The 19,359-nt window shown below is 40.1% G+C and carries 11 protein-coding genes; all 11 read left to right on the forward strand.

Annotated elements, in window-relative coordinates; translation table 11 throughout:
* Positions 1 to 1,410, forward strand: a complete 1,410-nt coding sequence (gene nrfD / locus ACSVH6_RS03765; RefSeq protein WP_438075680.1) for an NrfD/PsrC family molybdoenzyme membrane anchor subunit — start codon at positions 1 to 3, stop codon at positions 1,408 to 1,410.
* Positions 1,411 to 1,418: 8 nt separating this feature from the next.
* Complete coding sequence (locus tag ACSVH6_RS03770; RefSeq protein ID WP_438075682.1) at positions 1,419 to 1,946, forward strand: DUF3341 domain-containing protein; 528 nt, start codon at positions 1,419 to 1,421, stop codon at positions 1,944 to 1,946.
* An 8-nt stretch (positions 1,947 to 1,954) separates the two neighbouring features.
* Positions 1,955 to 2,515, forward strand: coding sequence for a c-type cytochrome (locus ACSVH6_RS03775; protein ID WP_438075684.1), 561 nt, complete (start codon positions 1,955 to 1,957; stop codon positions 2,513 to 2,515).
* Positions 2,516 to 2,542: 27 nt separating this feature from the next.
* Positions 2,543 to 3,868, forward strand: coding sequence for a quinol:cytochrome C oxidoreductase (locus tag ACSVH6_RS03780; RefSeq protein WP_438075686.1), 1,326 nt, complete (start codon positions 2,543 to 2,545; stop codon positions 3,866 to 3,868).
* Between the two features lie 19 nt (positions 3,869 to 3,887).
* Complete coding sequence (locus tag ACSVH6_RS03785; protein WP_438075688.1) at positions 3,888 to 5,075, forward strand: cytochrome c oxidase subunit II; 1,188 nt, start codon at positions 3,888 to 3,890, stop codon at positions 5,073 to 5,075.
* 27 nt (positions 5,076 to 5,102) lie between these two features.
* Positions 5,103 to 6,905, forward strand: a complete 1,803-nt coding sequence (locus tag ACSVH6_RS03790) for a cytochrome c oxidase subunit I (protein ID WP_438075690.1) — start codon at positions 5,103 to 5,105, stop codon at positions 6,903 to 6,905.
* 84 nt (positions 6,906 to 6,989) lie between these two features.
* The gene (gene ruvB / locus ACSVH6_RS03795; protein WP_438075692.1) at positions 6,990 to 8,012 is read left to right on the forward strand and encodes a Holliday junction branch migration DNA helicase RuvB; all 1,023 of its coding nucleotides are present in this window, start codon (positions 6,990 to 6,992) and stop codon (positions 8,010 to 8,012) included.
* The gene (queG, locus tag ACSVH6_RS03800) at positions 8,009 to 8,932 is read left to right on the forward strand and encodes a tRNA epoxyqueuosine(34) reductase QueG (protein ID WP_438075694.1); all 924 of its coding nucleotides are present in this window, start codon (positions 8,009 to 8,011) and stop codon (positions 8,930 to 8,932) included. Before ruvB ends, queG begins: the two co-directional genes overlap by 4 nt.
* A gap of 83 nt (positions 8,933 to 9,015) precedes the next feature.
* Positions 9,016 to 11,307, forward strand: a complete 2,292-nt coding sequence (locus ACSVH6_RS03805; RefSeq protein WP_438075696.1) for an NADP-dependent malic enzyme — start codon at positions 9,016 to 9,018, stop codon at positions 11,305 to 11,307.
* An 83-nt stretch (positions 11,308 to 11,390) separates the two neighbouring features.
* Positions 11,391 to 11,972, forward strand: a complete 582-nt coding sequence (gene ruvA, locus ACSVH6_RS03810; protein ID WP_438075698.1) for a Holliday junction branch migration protein RuvA — start codon at positions 11,391 to 11,393, stop codon at positions 11,970 to 11,972.
* 60 nt (positions 11,973 to 12,032) lie between these two features.
* The gene (sprA, locus tag ACSVH6_RS03815; protein WP_438075782.1) at positions 12,033 to 19,331 is read left to right on the forward strand and encodes a cell surface protein SprA; all 7,299 of its coding nucleotides are present in this window, start codon (positions 12,033 to 12,035) and stop codon (positions 19,329 to 19,331) included.
* Positions 19,332 to 19,359 lie beyond the last annotated feature (28 nt).

The raw sequence follows: 19,359 nt of genomic DNA on the forward strand, positions 1-19,359 counted from the left end.
ATGTCGTCTCATTACGAAGCACCCATTAGAAAACCCTTAGTTATTGGTGATAAATCTTATCACGATGTAACTGTAGATGTAGCTGCTCCAGTAGAAGGAAGAGCCAATAAACAGTGGTGGACTGTATTTTCTATCGCATTAATAGCTTTCCTTTGGGGAATTGGATGTATAGTGTATACTATATCTACCGGTATCGGATCTTGGGGATTAAATAAAACAGTAGGTTGGGCTTGGGATATCACTAACTTCGTTTGGTGGGTAGGTATCGGGCACGCCGGAACATTAATTTCTGCCGTACTATTATTATTCCGTCAACGATGGAGAATGGCGATTAACCGTTCAGCGGAAGCAATGACCATCTTCTCGGTAATTCAGGCCGGTTTATTCCCAATCATCCACATGGGTCGTCCATGGTTAGCTTACTGGGTAGTGCCAATTCCAAACCAATTCGGTTCGTTATGGGTAAACTTTAACTCCCCGTTACTTTGGGACGTATTTGCGATTTCTACTTATCTTTCTGTATCATTGGTTTTCTGGTGGACAGGTTTATTACCGGATTTTGCGATGTTAAGAGACAGAGCGGTAACCCCGTTTGCTAAAAAAATCTATACCATCCTATCTTTCGGATGGAGTGGTAGAGCTAAAGACTGGCAACGTTTTGAAGAAGTTTCTTTGGTATTGGCCGGTTTAGCAACTCCTCTTGTACTTTCCGTACACACTATTGTATCCTTTGACTTTGCTACTTCGGTAATCCCGGGATGGCATACTACCATCTTCCCTCCGTATTTCGTTGCCGGAGCGGTATTCTCAGGATTTGCGATGGTAAATACACTTTTGATTATCATGAGAAAAGTGTCTAATTTGGAAGCTTACATCACCATACAACATATCGAATTAATGAACATCGTAATCATGATTACAGGTTCTATCGTTGGGGTGGCTTATATCACTGAGTTATTCGTAGCTTGGTATTCAGGAGTAGAGTATGAGCAATACGCGTTCTTGAACAGAGCAACGGGACCTTACTGGTGGGCTTATTGGTCGATGATGACGTGTAACGTTTTCTCACCTCAGTTCATGTGGTTCAAAAAATTAAGAACCAGTATCATGTTCTCGTTTGTTATTTCTATTGTGGTAAATATCGGAATGTGGTTTGAGCGTTTTGTAATCATCGTGACTTCATTACACAGAGATTATCTTCCTTCTTCTTGGACGATGTTCCAACCCACTTTTATCGATATTGGAATTTTCATCGGTACCATTGGATTCTTCTTTGTATTGTTCTTGTTGTATGCCCGAACGTTCCCTGTGATTGCTCAGGCAGAGGTGAAAACAATTTTGAAGTCTTCCGGTGAAAACTACAAAAGAGAAAGAGAAGCAAAAGGACACAATCATTCAGATAAACACTAAGAATTACTATGAGTAGTACTAAAGTTATACACGCGATATACAATGACGATGATGTCTTGATGGACGCCGTTCACAAAACGAGAGCCGCTCATCATCATATTGAAGAAGTTTTTACTCCTTTTCCGGTTCACGGATTGGATAAAGCCATGGGGATTGCACCAACCCGCTTAGCGATTTGTGCCTTTATTTATGGTTGTATCGGATTGTCAGTGGCTACCACCATGATGAATTATATTATGATTCAGGATTGGCCTCAGGATATTGGGGGGAAACCAAGTTTTGCCTACTATCAAAACATGCCGGCTTTTATCCCGGTTATGTTTGAGATGACGGTATTTTTTGCCGCGCACTTGATGGTAATCACTTTTTACATGAGAAGCAGATTATGGCCATTCAAACAAGCGGAAAACCCGGATGTTAGAACTACTGATGATCACTTTTTAATGGAGGTTTCTGTTAAAGACAACGAAGAAGAATTGGTGAAATTCTTCCAGGCAACGGGTGCAGTAGAAGTTAAAGTAATTGATAAGCATTAATAATAGATATGAAAAGTTTACTTAAAACAGCAGTAGTATTAGGTATAGTAGTTTCCTTTTCGTCTTGTAAAGATAATTCGAAACCCAACTATCAATACATGCCTAACATGTATGAATCTGTAGCTTATGAAACCTATTCAGAGTCTGATGCTTTCAATTCGCCTACCGGATTACACGGAAAAGAAGGACAATTGCCTCCGGATGGTTCTATCAAAAGAGGGTTTGTTCCTTATGATATTCCGAATACAACGGCAGGATATGAATTAGCGAAAGCTACTTTAAAATCTCCATTGGATTCCACAGCTGTGGATATGGAAAAAGCAAAAGCTCTTTTTGATGTTTATTGCGCTATATGTCACGGAACGGCTGGTGACGGTCAAGGGAAATTGGTGAAACAACAAAAATTCCTTGGGGTTCCCAATTACAAAGACAGACAAATTACAGAAGGAAGTATTTTCCATGTTGAGACGTATGGTTTGAACTCAATGGGTTCTTATGCGAATCAATTGTCTCAAGAAGAGCGTTGGATGATTGCGGCTTATGTTCTTGAACTAAAAAGCAAATTATAATTGTAGAACAAACAGATTGTTATAGATATGTATACCTTTTCAAGTAAATTAAAAACTTTTTCTATCGTCTTAATGCTCGTTGGAGTGTTGGGAATCGGATATGGTTTTTTGACCGCACCTAAAACCGTACAGGACGTGGAAACCATTTTAAAAGCCGAAGAAAGCCATCACGAAGGAGCAGCAGCTCACCATGCTGTTGAGAAACATGATGAAAAAGCCAAGGCTGAACACGAAGAACATGTAGAACACGTTCTGCACCAATTACAAAACAAACCTTGGGCAGCTTTATATGTTGCTTGTATTTTTGTGATGTTGATTTCAATGGGAGCTTTAGCTTTTTATGCCATCCAACAAGTGGCTCAGGCAGGTTGGTCCCCGGTATTGTTCCGTGTGATGCAGGGAGTTACTTCCTATTTGGTTCCGGGATCTATTATTTTCTTCTTGATTTTATTGGCTTCGGGTATGCATATGAATCATTTATTTGTATGGATGAAAGAAGGCGTTACAGAAGTAGGGAATAAAAACTACGACCACATGATTGCCGGAAAATCAGGATATTTGAATTTTACTTTCTGGATCATCAGAGCGGCTATTTTCTTAGGAGGATGGAACTTGTACCGTTATTTATCTCGTAAAAACTGTTTGGCACAAGACGAAGCTTCTGATAATACTTTCTACAAAAAGAACTTCAAAATGTCTGCGGCATTCTTAGTTTTCTTTATTGTTTCAGAATCAATCATGTCTTGGGATTGGATTATGTCGGTTGACCCACATTGGTTCAGTACCTTATTCGGATGGTATGTATTTGCCAGTTTTTTTGTAAGTGGTATTACCACTATTCAATTGGTTACACTTTATTTAAAATCTAAAGGGTATTTGGAAAGTGTTAATTCAAGCCACATCCATGATTTATCTAAATTCATGTTTGGTATCAGTGTATTCTGGACGTATTTATGGTTCTCTCAATTTATGTTGATTTGGTACTCTAATATTCCGGAAGAGGTTACTTATTTCAAAATGCGTATTGACCATTTCACATTGCCTTTCTGGGGTGCTTTTGTGATGAACTTCATCATTCCGATTTTGTTGTTAATCAATACTGATTTCAAACGCATTTATTGGATTATTGTAATGGCCGGTGTTTTCATTCTATTAGGACATTATGTTGATTTCTTCAATATGATCATGCCGGGAACTGTAGGGACACAATGGTTTATCGGAATTCCTGAAGTTGCCTCTTTATTATTCTTCTTTGGATTGTTTATTTTTGTGGTGTTCACTACATTAACAAAAGCGCCATTAGTTCCAAAAAGAAATCCTTTCATTGAAGAAAGTAAACATTTTCATTATTAATATTTAAAGTAAATCACAAATGACAACTCTTTTGGTACTTATAGTTGTAGTTTTATTGGCAGTTGCCTTATGGCAGTTAACTAAAATATTCGACTTGACTCAAGTAGGTGGAAATGTTAATCATACACAAATTGCAAATGACAATGATAACAGGGTAAACGGTTACTTAATGTTCGCTTTCCTTGGATTCATTTACCTTACTACTATTTTATGTTTGCTTAACTACAGCAAACTACCTCTAATAGGGGATTCCGCTTCACAGCATGGACCTCAGGTGGATAATTTAATGACCATCACTTTGGTTTTAATCTTTTTTGTACAAACGATTACTCAAGCGTTATTGCACTATTTTGCATTCAAATACCGAGGAAAAGAAGGTCAAAAAGCACTTTATTTTGCAGATAATAACCGTTTGGAATTCATCTGGAGTATTATTCCGGCTATAGTTTTGGCAGGTTTGATTCTTTACGGATTGTATGCGTGGACGAACATCATGTTTGTTGATGACAAAGACAAAGAAGATGCCATTGTAATTGAATTGTATGCACAACAATTTAAATGGGAAGCCCGTTATGCCGGTGCCGATAATGTTTTAGGAAAAGCGAATGTAAGATACATTGAAGGCGTAAACAATTTGGGTGTTGATTTAGCTGATCCAAATGCTCAGGATGATTTTACGGCTACCGAATTACACCTTCCAAAAGGAAAAAGAATTATTTTCAAAATGCGTTCTCAAGACGTATTGCACTCGGCTTATATGCCTCACTTCAGAGCTCAGATGAACTGTGTTCCGGGTATGGTTACTCAGTTTTCGTTTATCCCTACTCTGACAACTGCTGAAATGAGAGAGAAACCGGCTATGATAGAAAAAGTGGCCAACATCAATGCCATCAGAGCGAAAAAGAGCGAAGCATTGGTTGCAGCGGGACAACCGGCACTTGATCCGTATACTTTCGATTATTTATTGTTATGTAACAAAATCTGTGGAGCTTCTCACTACAACATGCAAATGAAAGTAGTAGTTGATACACCAGAAGAATATCAAGCTTGGTTAAAAGAAAATGCACCAAAAACGATTGTTCAAGCCGTTAAAAATGCAGCTGCAGAAGCAAAAGCATCTGAAGCAGGTTCAACAACTAAAGATTCAGCTGCTCCAAAAAGCAAAGACACTACTCTAGTTGCAGCGGCAGCAGAAATGAAGAAATAATTTAATATAATTTAAAAGTTATCCTATATGTCAGCAGAAGCTCACAACCACGATCATAGTCACGACCACGACCACGAACACCACCATAAAGATACGTTCATTACTAAATACATTTTTAGTATTGATCACAAAATGATCTCAAAGCAGTATTTGATTACTGGTATCATCATGGGGGTTATTGGAGTTGGAATGTCAATGCTTTTCAGAATGCAATTGGCTTGGCCGGAAGAATCTTTTAAATTGTTCAGCTTTTTCCTTGGAGAGCGTATGGCTCCGGGTGGAGTGATGAATAACGAAACGTATTTGTCACTGGTAACAATACACGGTACTATCATGGTATTCTTCGTATTGACTGCCGGTTTGAGCGGAACATTCAGTAACTTGTTGATTCCATTGCAAATTGGAGCCCGTGATATGGCTTCCGGATTCTTAAACATGATTTCTTACTGGTTATTCTTTTTATCCAGTGTGGTAATGGTTATTTCTTTGTTTGTGGAATCAGGACCTGCCTCTGCAGGATGGACAATTTATCCGCCACTTAGTGCTTTACCGCAAGCTATTTCCGGTTCAGGAACCGGTATGACGCTTTGGTTGGTTTCAATGGCTATCTTCATTGCTTCGTCGTTATTAGGTTCTTTGAACTATATCGTAACCGTAATCAACTTAAGAACAAAAGGTATGTCAATGACGAGATTGCCGCTAACGATTTGGGCTTTCTTTATCACCGCTATCATTGGGGTAATTTCATTCCCGGTATTATTGTCTGCCGCGTTGATGTTGATTATGGACAGAAGCTTTGGAACGTCATTCTTCTTGTCTGATATCTACATTGCCGGAGAGGTATTACATTATCAGGGAGGTTCTCCGGTATTGTTTGAGCACTTGTTCTGGTTCTTAGGTCACCCGGAAGTATACATCGTATTATTACCGGCATTAGGAATTACTTCTGAGATTATTGCTACTAATTCTCGTAAGCCGATCTTTGGTTACAGAGCGATGATTATGTCAATCATAGCAATCGCTTTCCTATCGACAATTGTATGGGGTCACCACATGTTTATTTCAGGTATGAATCCGTTCTTGGGTTCGGTATTTACCTTTACCACCTTGTTGATTGCTATCCCGTCTGCGGTAAAAGCATTTAACTATATCACTACATTGTGGAAAGGAAACTTGCAGTTAAACCCTGCGATGTTGTTCTCTATCGGATTGGTTTCTACCTTCATTACCGGTGGATTAACCGGATTGATTTTAGGAGACAGTACATTGGATATCAACGTTCACGATACATACTTCGTGGTTGCTCACTTCCACTTGGTAATGGGTATCTCTGCACTTTACGGAATGTTTGCCGGTATTTACCACTGGTTCCCTAGAATGTTTGGAAGAATGTTGAATAAAAACTTAGGCTACGTTCACTTTTGGGTAACAGCTGTGTGTGCGTACGGAGTATTCTTCCCAATGCACTTCATCGGAATGGCTGGTTTACCACGTCGTTACTATACCAATACCAACTTCCCGTTGTTTGACGATTTACAAAATGTTAACGTTATCATCACCACATTTGCTTTAGTGGGCGGTGCGTTCCAATTAGTATTCTTATACAATTTCTTTAGTAGTATTTTCTACGGTAAGAAAACAGTTCAAAATCCATGGAAATCCAATACATTGGAATGGACAGCTCCTATCGAACACATCCACGGTAACTGGCCTGGTGAATTACCTGAAGTACACCGTTGGGCTTACGATTACAGCAAGCCGGGATGGGATGAGGATTTCGTTCCTCAGAACGTACCCATGAAACCGGGTGAAGAAGTATTACACCACTAATTCCAAAATTTAAAATATAAAAAATGCCTTTCGCTATGGAAAGGCATTTTTTATTTGCAGTCAACTTTGTTATATATTTGTAATATGAACGAAAATCTCAATCCAACCAATTCCCACTTTAATCCTGAAGAACTTGATTTAGAAAAAAGACTACGACCGTTGTCTTTTGAAGATTTTACGGGTCAGGATCAAGTATTGGAAAACTTGAAGGTATTTGTGGAAGCGGCCAACCTCAGGAATGAGGCTTTAGACCATACTTTATTTCACGGTCCTCCGGGTTTAGGGAAAACTACTTTAGCTAATATTTTAGCCAACGAACTAGGGGTTGGAATCAAAATCACTTCAGGTCCGGTGTTGGATAAGCCCGGTGATTTGGCCGGATTGTTGACCAATTTGGAAGAGAGAGATGTATTGTTTATTGACGAAATCCATCGTTTGAGCCCCGTAGTGGAGGAGTATTTGTACTCGGCCATGGAAGATTTCAAGATTGATATTATGATTGAATCTGGGCCTAATGCGCGGACGGTTCAAATTAACCTCAATCCTTTTACATTGGTTGGCGCCACGACCCGTTCCGGTTTGTTAACCGCCCCGATGCGGGCGCGTTTTGGAATTCAAAGTCGTTTGCAATACTATAACACGGAGCTTTTGACTACTATAGTGCAACGCAGCTCGGGCATTTTAAAAATGCCTATCAGTATGGAAGCCGCTATTGAAATTGCCGGCAGAAGTAGAGGAACACCCCGTATTGCCAACGCGCTTCTGCGTCGTGTTCGCGATTTTGCTCAAATCAAAGGCAATGGTAAGATTGATATCGAAATCGCTCGTTTTTCCCTAAAAGCATTGCATGTCGATGCCCACGGTTTAGACGAGATGGACAATAAAATCCTCACGACAATCATCGATAAATTTAAAGGAGGCCCTGTTGGTTTATCTACTTTAGCTACTGCGGTTTCAGAAAGCGGAGAAACTATTGAAGAGGTGTACGAACCGTTTCTGATTCAGGAAGGATTCATTATCAGAACACCGCGCGGGAGAGAAGTTACCGAGAAAGCCTATACGCATTTGGGAAGAATAAACAAAAATATACAGGGAGGTTTGTTTTGATAAACAATAAAGAAAAATACACCCATTTCATTAAAGCCGAAGCCCAGCGCCTCGGTTTTTTGTCTTGTGGTATATCTAAAGCGGGCTTTTTGGAAGAGGAAGCACCCCGATTGGAACATTGGCTGAATCAAAATTATCAAGGCGAAATGAAATTCATGGAAGAACATTTCGATAAACGTCTTGATCCGAGACTATTGGTTCATGGTGCCAAAAGTGTTATTTCATTGCTGATAAATTATTATCCCTCCCAAACTCAAAATCCGGACAGTTATAAGATTTCCAAATATGCTTACGGCAAAGACTACCACAATGTCATCAAGAAAAAAGCGGTGAAACTCTTAAAGGCTATCCGAGTAGAAATTGGAGACGTTCCGGGTAGAGCCTTTATAGATATAGCCCCCATTATGGATAAGGCATGGGCTGCTAAAAGCGGATTGGGCTGGCTTGGTAAAAACAGTAATCTGTTGACTCAACAGGTTGGCTCTTTTTATTTCATAGCCGAAATAATTATCGATTTAGAACTCGAATATGATAATCCGACGACAGATCACTGCGGCACCTGCACCGCTTGTATAGATGCTTGCCCAACCCAAGCTATTATTGCTCCCTATGTGGTGGATGGCAGCAAGTGTATATCTTATTACACCATAGAGTTGAAAGACAACCTTCCAATGGAACTGAAAGGAAAAATGGATGATTGGATGTTTGGGTGCGATGTCTGTCAGGATGTTTGTCCGTGGAATCGTTTTTCCAAGGCTCACAGTGAACCGCTTTTTACCCCTTATCCTGAACTGCTGTCCTATTCCAAAAAGGATTGGGAAGAAATCACAGAAGAAACTTTCTCGGCCGTTTTTACCAATTCACCGCTAAAGCGGGCGCAATGGCAAGGAGTGAAGCGAAATATTGATTTTTTAAAATAAAAATCATTGTAAAAGAAACTGTCAAATGTTTCCCTATTTCAGTAAGTCTTTTACCTTTGTATATATGATGAAAAATGCCAAAAATGAATAAATACAGCAAACGAAGAGAAGCTCTTTTATATCACGCTAAGCCCACACCGGGTAAAATTAAAGTAGTACCCACCAAGAAATACGCCACACAAAGAGATTTGTCTTTAGCCTATTCTCCGGGAGTGGCTGAGCCTTGTCTGGAAATTGCCAAAGATGTTAATAATGTTTATAAATATACATCTAAAGGGAATTTGGTGGCTGTAATTACCAATGGAACAGCAGTCTTGGGATTGGGCGATATAGGCCCTGAAGCTTCTAAACCGGTAATGGAAGGGAAGGCGTTGCTTTTCAAAATTTTTGCCGACATCGATGTGTTTGATATTGAAGTGGGAGCCAAAGATGTAGACGCTTTTATTGAAACTGTAAAGAATATTGCACCCACATTTGGAGGCATCAATTTGGAAGACATCAAAGCGCCGGAGTCTTTTGAAATCGAGAGACGACTGGTAGAAGAATTGAACATACCCGTGATGCACGATGATCAACACGGAACCGCAATTATTTCTTCAGCGGCCTTGTTAAATGCTTTGGAACTGGCAAAGAAGAAAACTACCGAAGTCAAGGTGGTGGTTTCCGGTGCAGGTTCTGCCGCTTTAGCTTGTGCTAATTTGTACATGCTGTTGGGTGTTAAAGCCGAGAACATTATCATGTTTGACAAAGACGGAGTGCTTTCTTCGGAAAGAACCGACTTATCTGATTTGCAAAAAAAATATACTCATGGTAAACCGGGAATAACTTTGGCGGAAGCCTTAGTCAATGCCGATGTTTTCCTGGGGCTTTCTGCCGGAAATATTTTGTCCCCCGAAATGCTCTTGAATATGGCCAAAAACCCTATTGTTTTTGCAATGGCCAATCCTATTCCGGAGATTGATTACGATTTAGCGATTGCCACTCGAGAAGATATTATTATGGCTACCGGCCGTTCGGATCATCCGAATCAGGTGAATAACGTGTTGGGGTTCCCTTATATTTTCCGGGGTGCCTTAGATGTTCGCGCGACTAAGATTAATGAAGAAATGAAAATGGCTGCGGTGCACGCTTTGGCTGAATTAGCTAAGGAACCTGTGCCGGAACAAGTAAATATTGCTTACGGTGAAACCCGTTTGAACTTTGGAAAAGACTATATTATTCCAAAACCTTTTGATCCGAGATTGATTGCTGTAGTGGCTCCTGCAGTGGCAAAAGCCGCTATGAATTCGGGTGTGGCGCTGCATCCGATTACCGATTGGGAAAAATATGAGGAAGAGCTTTTAGAGCGTTTGGGTTCTGACAACAAAATGGTTCGTTTGTTGACCAACCGCGCCAAAACGGATCCTAAGCGAGTGGTTTTTGCAGAAGCAGACCATTTGGATGTGTTGAAAGCGGCACAAATTGCCTATGAAGAAGGGATTGCCAAGCCCATCCTATTGGGGAATAAAGAATTGATTTTAGAACTCAAGGAGGAATTAGGATTTGATGCCGAAGTGCCCATAATTGATCCAAAAACCAAAGAAGAAGATCAACGCCGTATGCATTATGCCGAAATGTATTGGAAAGCCCGTCAACGCAGAGGGATTTCATTGTTTGACGCGCAAAAATGGATGCGGGAGCGAAATTATTTTGCGGCCATGATGGTCAACGAAGGAGAGGCTGATGCTATGGTTTCAGGTTATTCCAGAAGTTATCCGTCAACTGTAAAACCATTAATGCAATTGATAGGCAAAGCACCGGGGATTACACTCATTGCTACAACCAATATGATGATGACCAATCGCGGTCCGATGTTTTTATCAGATACAGCTATTAACCCTGACCCTACAGCGGACGAATTGGCTAAAATTGCACTGATGACCGCTAAAACCGTAAGAATGTTTGGTATGGAGCCGGTTATTGCAATGGTTTCCTTCTCTAATTTTGGTTCGTCTACCTATGTAAGTGCTTCTAAAGTAAGAGAAGCGGTTGCATATTTGCATAAATACTACCCCGATTTAATTGTAGATGGTGAAATTCAGACCGATTTTGCTTTAAACCCGGATATGTTGAAAGCGAAGTTTCCTTTCTCTAAACTGGCAGGAAAGAAAGTGAATACCTTGATTTTTCCTAATTTGGAAGCAGCCAATATTACCTACAAGTTATTGAAAGAACTGTACAAAGTAGATTCTGTCGGACCAATTATGTTGGGGATGGAAAAAGCAGTGCATATTTTTCAGTTGGGAGCCAGCGTTGAAGAAATGGTCAACATGGTTGCCGTTTCAGTAGTAGATGCACAGGAAAAAGAGAAAAGAAAAAAACTAACCGCCCAATAGTTTTTGTAAAATTGTACAGATATGGCGCTTAGATTTTGTCAAATGAAGAATTTTGTTATATTTGAAACTAGATTTCAAGCCAAATGATAGCACACATTCAAGGAAAATTAGTGGAAAAAACACCCACAGAGGTCGTTGTTGACTGTAATGGGGTTGGCTATCATATTAATATTTCGCTGCATACCTTTTCGTTACTTCCCCAGTCCGATTTCATAAAGTTGTTTACCTATCTACAAATCAAAGAAGATGCCCATTCTTTGTTTGGTTTTGTTGAAAAATCAGAAAGAGAATTGTTCAAGTTGTTGCTTTCTGTTTCGGGGATTGGTGCCGGTATAGCCCGCACCATGTTGTCGTCTTTAGATCCTAAGCAAATTATACATGCTATAGGAAATGGCGATGTGGGGACGATACAATCGATTAAGGGAATCGGGAGTAAAACGGCACAGCGGGTAATACTTGATTTGAAAGAGAAAGTGTTAAAAATCTATGATTTAGAAGAAATTCCAGCCTCGCAACACAATATTAATCGAGAAGAAGCGTTATCTGCTTTGGAGGTTTTAGGTTATGTTAGAAAAAATGCCGAAAAGGTGGTGGATAAAATCATTAGAGAAAACGCGGAGGCGACGGTGGAAACAATAATTAAACAAGCATTAAAAAATTTATAATTCTTGGAAACAATATACTTTACAAAACCATTTTTAAACCTGAAAAAGATTCTTCTCGGAATGTTGCTGTTACTTGGTACTGCAGCATTTGCACAGGTTCCTGTAACGCCGGCTGACTCTACCGGTTACTCAAAAGGGAGAATGGAAATCAAAAACCCGAACAGTATTGTTAATGCCTACACCTACGACCCGGCAACCAATCGTTATATCTACACCAGCACTTTTGAAGGATTTAATATCAATTATCCCATTATATTAACACCAAAGGAATATGAAGAATTGGTGCTAAGGGAATCGATGCGGGAGTATTTCAAAGAAAAATCAGATGCTATTGACGGTAAAAAGGAGGGGTCGGAAGAAAAGAAAAAAGACTTGCTACCGAGATACTATGTGAATTCCGGTTTTTTTGAAACAATTTTCGGAGGGAATACCATAGACGTTAAACCAACCGGGTCTGTTGAGATGGATTTGGGGGTGAGGTATACCAAGCAAGATAATCCGGCTTTTTCTCCCCGAAACAGGGCACAAACCACTTTTGATTTTAACCAAAGAATCAGCATGAGTTTGATGGGGAAAGTGGGGACCCGTTTGAGTGTGAATGCTAATTATGATACACAATCTACTTTTGCCTTCCAAAACCTTATCAAATTGGAATATGCGCCAACCGAAGATGACATTATCCAAAAGATTGAGGTTGGAAATGTGAGCATGCCGCTATCGAATTCATTGATTCGCGGAGCACAGAGTTTATTTGGAGTAAAAGCACAATTACAGTTTGGAAAAACTACGGTTACCGGTGTTTTCTCGGAACAAAAATCACAAACCAAATCGGTAACAGCACAAGGAGGAGGAACCATTCAAAATTTTGAATTGTTTGCTTTGGATTACGACAATGACCGTCACTTTTTCTTATCACAATACTTCCGAAACCAGTATGATAAGGCAATGAAGAATTATCCGTTCATTGACAGTAGGGTTCAAATTACCCGTATAGAAGTTTGGGTAACCAACAAGCAAAATCGTGTAGCAACAACCAACAACAACTTAAGAAACATTATTGCTCTTCAGGATTTGGGAGAGGCCAGACTTTCAGGATTGAACGATAATCAGGTGGTAGTAGTCAAACAAAATGAAATCACCAATAATAATTTCTTCTTGAATTCAGTTGTGGATACTCCTGCAGATAATAAGAACAACAAATATGACCCTGCTCTTATTCCAAGTGGAGGCGGTATATTGAATTCAAACATTAGAGATATTGTTACCTCTTCACAAGGGTTTACCTATCTTGACCCAAATCTTAATCCTGACGAGGGAACCGATTATTCAAAATTGGAAAATGCCCGAAAGTTATCACCTTCGGAATATACTTTTCATCCACAATTGGGATACCTTTCATTGCAGCAGCGCTTGGCTAATGATGAAGTGTTAGCCGTAGCATATCAATATACGGTGGGAGATAATGTTTATCAGGTTGGGGAGTTTGGTACCGATGGAGTAGATGCTACAGTAGTTACCGGTGGAGGAACTTCTACTGAAGCAGTTTCTTCTCAGAGTTTGATTTTAAAAATGTTGAAAAGTAACTTGACCAATATCGACAGGGTTGTATCAACGAATCCTACGGTCAAAGTGACAACTCCTGTTTGGAATTTGATGATGAAGAATATTTATCAGATTCCGGGAGCGTTCCAATTGCAACAAGAGGATTTCAGATTTAATATTTTATATACAGATCCTTCTCCCATAAACTATATTTCGCCTGTGGCGGGAACCTCTTTCCCGGCGAATGATCCGTTGCATCCTGAAAACAATGTTAATGAAACCCCATTGTTAAAAGTATTCAATCTGGATCGACTGAATTCTACCAATGACCCACAAGTAGGCGGAGACGGATTTTTCGATTTCCTGCCGGGACTGACGGTTGACACACAAAACGGACGAATTATTTTTACCACGGTGGAACCCTTTGGTAAAACGTTATTTGAGAAACTGAGAAACAACACCACTGAAAATTATGATGGTGATCCTACCTTAACTTCTGATTTCAACGCCAACCAGGCCAAATACGTATTCCGAAATATGTATAGAAGTTCCCAAGCCGGAGCTTTGCAGGATGCGGAAAAAAATAAATTCCAGTTAAAAGGAAGATTCAAATCTATGGGAGGTGACGGAATTCCCATTGGGGCCTACAACGTTCCGAGAGGTTCTGTCGTGGTAACCGCAGGAGGAAGAGTGTTGCAGGAAGGGATTGATTACAGTGTAAATTATCAGGCCGGAAAAGTGCAAATATTAGATCCTTCCTTACAGGCATCTAACACTCCTATCCAGGTTTCTGTAGAGAACAATTCCACATTTGGTCAACAAACCCGAAGATTTATGGGGGTTAATGTGGAACACAAATTTTCAGATAAATTTTTATTGGGTGGTACTTTTATCAAAATGACTGAAAGACCGTTTACCAGTAAATCAAATTACGGTCAGGAATCGGTAAACAATACCATCTTTGGATTTAATGGAAATTATACCACTGAGGTTCCTTTTCTGACTCGATTGGTTAACAAGTTGCCAAACATTGATACCGATGCGCCGTCAAATATTTCCATTCGCGGTGAAGTAGCTTTTTTGAGACCGGACACGCCAACCGCAGACCGTTTCAGAGGAGAGTCTACCGTATATGTAGATGATTTTGAAGGCTCGCAAACCACCATCGACATGCGAGCGCCTCTTTCCTGGAGTTTGTCCAGTGTCCCGAAATGGCAAGCCGGCGTAGCTTACGAAGATTTTTATTCCGATCATGTTGACAGAACCTATGGCAATTACAGAGGGAAATTAAGTTGGTACAGCATCGATCCTACTATTTATGTACAAACACCAGGGGACATCACCAATGATGATTTGTCGTTAAACAGTACCCGAAGAGTCTTCAGCAGCGAATTATTTCCAAATACAGATATTCAGGTTGGGCAGTCTCAAGTAATCAATACTTTGGATTTATCTTATTATCCAAATGAAAGAGGTCCGTACAACTACAATCCTGAAGCATTGTCTCCTACCGGATTCAATGATCCGAAGAAAAATTTCGGAGGAATCATGCGTGCGATTAATTCAACGAACTTTGAACAAAGTAATGTAGAATACATACAGTTTTGGATGTTGGATCCGTATTATGATCCGGCTAACCCGCAAGGAGAAGTTCCTCATAGTAATATTGGAAAACTGTATTTCAACTTGGGAGAAATTTCAGAAGACATATTGAATGATGAACGTAAACAATATGAAAACGGATTACCGCAAAGCCCTACGTCAAACACATTAACCAACGAAACGGTTTGGGGTAAAGTACCATCTTCGCAATCACTTATTTATGCTTTTGATGCAGACGGCGCCAACAGAACTGCACAGGATGTTGGTTTTGACGGTTTAGATGATGATGGCGAACGGAATCTAATTGTTTCTTCACCTACAGAATCAGGTTTTGCCGCTTTAAGTGACCCGGCAGGAGATAATTACCAATACTTTTTAAATGCGTCGGGTAGTGTTTTTCAACGCTATAAAAACTACAATAATGTGCAGGGCAACTCCCCGGTAAATGTTACCGATAACAACAGAGGTTCAACTACCTTGCCCGATGTTGAAGATGTCAATCGGGATAATACCATGAATACGGTAGATGCCTATTATGAATATGCTATCGACATCAAACCTAACATGCAAGTTGGAGAGAACTATGTGACCGACGTGAGAGAGGTACCTAATATTAGTTTGCCAAATGGGAATTCTAATGGACAAGCCCGTTGGATACAAATTAAAATACCGGTTTCAAAACCAACAACTACTATAGGAAGCATCAGTGATTTCCGTTCGATTCGTTTCATGAGAATGTTTATGACCGGATTCAGTCAGCCCGTTACGCTTCGTTTTGGAGCTTTAGATTTGGTACGAGGCGAGTGGAGAAGATATGAAAATTCATTCCAGACGGTAGCTCAGGATCCCGATGGGAATACCGAAGATACAAGTACTAATTTTGACGTGCTGTCTGTAAATATTCAGGAGAACTCACAACGTTCCCCGATTCCTTATGTTACTCCACCGGGAGTGGTTCGTGAACAACAGGCCGTAGGAAGCGGGCAGATTATCAACCTGAATGAGCAATCCTTGTCGTTAAGAGTTTCAGGCGACGGATTGGAAGCGGGCGACTCAAGAGCGGTATTCAAAAATGTAAGCGTAGACATGCGTCAGTACAATAAGTTGAAAATGTTTTTGCACGCAGAGTCATTACCTTCAACTTCTCCGGGAACCACCATATTGCAGGATGGGCAAATGGTAGCCTTTATCCGTTTTGGAAATGACTTTACCAATAACTTCTATCAGGTTGAAATACCACTGAAAGTGACACAGGAAGGTGAGAAAAAAGCTGAATTTATTTGGCCGGAAGAAAATGAAATCAATTTGGCAATGTCATTGTTAACCGACATGAAGGTAAGATCATTCAGCGTGGCACAATCCTCTTTGCCGCCGGATGGAATTTATTATCCGGACGATGATATTACGTTGCCGGACGGAGACGGTGATACAAAATTGAGACTCGGAATTAAAGGAAATCCAAATTTCGGTCTGGTAAGAACCTTGATGGTGGGGGTTAAAAATCCTTCGACCAATCCGAGCTCCAAAATTGAAGGGGAAGTATGGTTCAACGAATTGCGTTTGGCAGATATGAACAATAAAGGCGGTATGGCTGCGGTGTTAAACGTAGATGCGAATATGGCAGACTTTGCTACTGTTTCGGCCACCGGAAGAAAAAGCACGATTGGTTTCGGATCAATAGAGCAGGGGCCGAACGAAAGAAGTCGTGAAGATACCAAACAGTACAACATTGTAACTAATCTTAGTTTGGGTAAATTGTTGCCTAAAAAATGGGGGATTAACCTGCCTTTTAATTATGCTGTAGGAGAAGAAATCATCACTCCTGAGTACGATCCGTTTAATCAGGATATTCGTTTGCAACAGTTGTTGGACAACACGGCTGACGGAAATGCAAAAGCAAACATTAAAGACAGGGCTATTGATTACACCAAAAGAAGGAGTATCAACTTTATTGGGGTGAAAAAGGAAAGAGCTCCGGAACAAAAACAACACATTTACGATCCGGAGAATTTAACCCTATCGTATTCCTATAATGAAGTGGAAAAACACAATTTTGAAATTGAAAATTACATCGACCAGCAAGTAACAACTACGGCTGATTATACATATGCTTTCCAACCTAAAACCGTAGAGCCCTTCAAGAAAAGCAAATACCTGAAGAAAAGCAATTATTGGAAAATGTTGAGTGATTTCAATTTTAATTATTTACCGTCCAACATCTCGTTTAGTACCAATATTACCAGACAGTACAACCGACAACAGTTCCGACAGGTAGATGTGGCCGGGATTCAATTGGATCCGTTGTTCCGAAGAAATTATTTGTTCAATTACCAGTATGGGTTTAACTATAATTTGACCAAATCCCTGAAGATTAACTACTCGGCGGCTTCGCACAACATTGTACGCAATTATATTGACGAAAATAACATTATTGATAACAGCAATACCATTTGGACTGATTTCTGGAATATTGGGGAGCCCAATCAACACAATCAGCAAATTGTAGTTAACTATGACTTGCCAATCAACAAACTGCCGGTATTTGCCTTTATAAAAGCAAGCTATACTTATACTGGTGACTACAGTTGGCAACGTGCTTCAGTTGCGATGCAACAGGTGCCGTCGCCTACCGATCCGGATGTCAGATATGATTTAGGGAATACCATACAAAATGCAGGGTCTCATAAACTGAACACCACATTCAATATGGAGACTTTCTATAAATATATCGGGTTAGGAAAGAAACCGGCAACTCCTGCTGCAAAACCGATTGCGCAGCCGAAACCGGGGCAAAAGATAACGAATACCAATGCCCAACCGGCTAAATCAAGTAATGTATTTTTAGACGGACTGAAAGGGGTGCTGACCAGTGTGAAAAATATTCAGGTGAACTATACGCAAAATGAAGGAACGGTACTCCCTGGTTTCCTACCGGGATTGGGCTTCTTTGGTTCGGCCAAACCGTCTTTAGGGTTTGTCTTCGGGGCTCAGGATGATGTTCGTTTTGAAGCGGCTAAAAACGGGTGGTTAACGACCTATCCGAACTTTAACCAAAACTATTCGCAAGTGGTGACCAAAACACTCGATTTTACAGCCAATATGGATTTGTTCCCTGATTTCAAAATTGATTTGACAGCCAACAGAACCTATGCCAGTAATTATTCGGAGCAGTTTGACGTAGATGAACTTACCGGACAATACAACCCACATTCGCCTTATACTACCGGAAATTTTGCCATTTCAACGGTAATGTTAAAAACATCCTTTAAGAAAAGTGATGAAACCGGCTCTTCGGCTTTTGATGAGTTTAGAAATAACCGTATCATTATTGCCAACCGTTTAGCGGTGCAAAGAGGTATTGATATCAATAATCCGGCGAATTTAGATGCGGAGGGTTATCCTTTGGGATATGGTAAAAACAGCCAGGCGGTATTGATTCCGTCCTTGTTAGCTGCCTACACCGGGTTGTACAGTACAGGGCAGGGGGAAACCGCTAAGAGTATTTCACTTGACGCTTTCCGTAACATCCCTATTCCGAACTGGAATGTGAAATACAGTGGTTTGATGCGTTATAAATTCTTTAAAGATACTTTTAAACGTTTCTCTATCCAGCATGCTTACCGTGCTTCGTATACCATTAACTCTTTCCGTTCTAATTTTGATTATGACAAAACTCCGGGAGGAACCGATGCTAACGGAAACTATTACAATAAAATTGTAATCGGAAATATCAACTTGGTTGAGCAATTCAATCCGTTGGTTCGTTTTGATTTTGAAATGAAAAACTCGTTCAAGTTCTTGGCCGAAATGAAAAAAGACCGAAGCTTGTCTATGAGTTTCGATAATAATTTATTGACCGAAGTTCAAGGAAAGGAATATACGATTGGTTTAGGATACCGATTCAAAGACGTTGTGTTCTCTTCTAAATTAGCCGACAATCCAACCGGAATTATCAAGAGTGATTTGAATGTGAAAATTGATTTCTCTTACAGAAACAATAAAACCATCGTGCGTTATTTAGATTATAATAACAATCAGTTGGGAGGCGGTCAAAACATCTGGTCGGCCAAGCTGACGGCAGATTATTCGTTGAGCAAAAACCTGACGGCCATTTTCTTCTACGATCATTCCTTCTCTAAACCGGTGATTTCTACTTCGTTCCCGTTAACAAACATCAGGGCCGGATTCACCTTGAGATACAATTTTGGAAATTAAGAAACTTTTAAAACAATCACTTTAATAA

This window comes from Flavobacterium sp. XGLA_31, assembly GCF_051547105.1.
In the GTDB taxonomy this organism is placed as follows: domain Bacteria; phylum Bacteroidota; class Bacteroidia; order Flavobacteriales; family Flavobacteriaceae; genus Flavobacterium.

Coding starts and splice junctions, on each gene's coding strand:
- ACSVH6_RS03775 (WP_438075684.1), top strand. CDS start 1,955: ATGAAAAGTTTACTTAAAACAGCAGTAGTATTAGGTATAGTAGTTTCC.
- ruvA (WP_438075698.1), top strand. CDS start 11,391: ATGATAGCACACATTCAAGGAAAATTAGTGGAAAAAACACCCACAGAG.
- ACSVH6_RS03780 (WP_438075686.1), top strand. CDS start 2,543: ATGTATACCTTTTCAAGTAAATTAAAAACTTTTTCTATCGTCTTAATG.
- ruvB (WP_438075692.1), top strand. CDS start 6,990: ATGAACGAAAATCTCAATCCAACCAATTCCCACTTTAATCCTGAAGAA.
- ACSVH6_RS03770 (WP_438075682.1), top strand. CDS start 1,419: ATGAGTAGTACTAAAGTTATACACGCGATATACAATGACGATGATGTC.
- ACSVH6_RS03785 (WP_438075688.1), top strand. CDS start 3,888: ATGACAACTCTTTTGGTACTTATAGTTGTAGTTTTATTGGCAGTTGCC.
- ACSVH6_RS03790 (WP_438075690.1), top strand. CDS start 5,103: ATGTCAGCAGAAGCTCACAACCACGATCATAGTCACGACCACGACCAC.
- sprA (WP_438075782.1), top strand. CDS start 12,033: ATGTTGCTGTTACTTGGTACTGCAGCATTTGCACAGGTTCCTGTAACG.
- ACSVH6_RS03805 (WP_438075696.1), top strand. CDS start 9,016: ATGAATAAATACAGCAAACGAAGAGAAGCTCTTTTATATCACGCTAAG.
- nrfD (WP_438075680.1), top strand. CDS start 1: ATGTCGTCTCATTACGAAGCACCCATTAGAAAACCCTTAGTTATTGGT.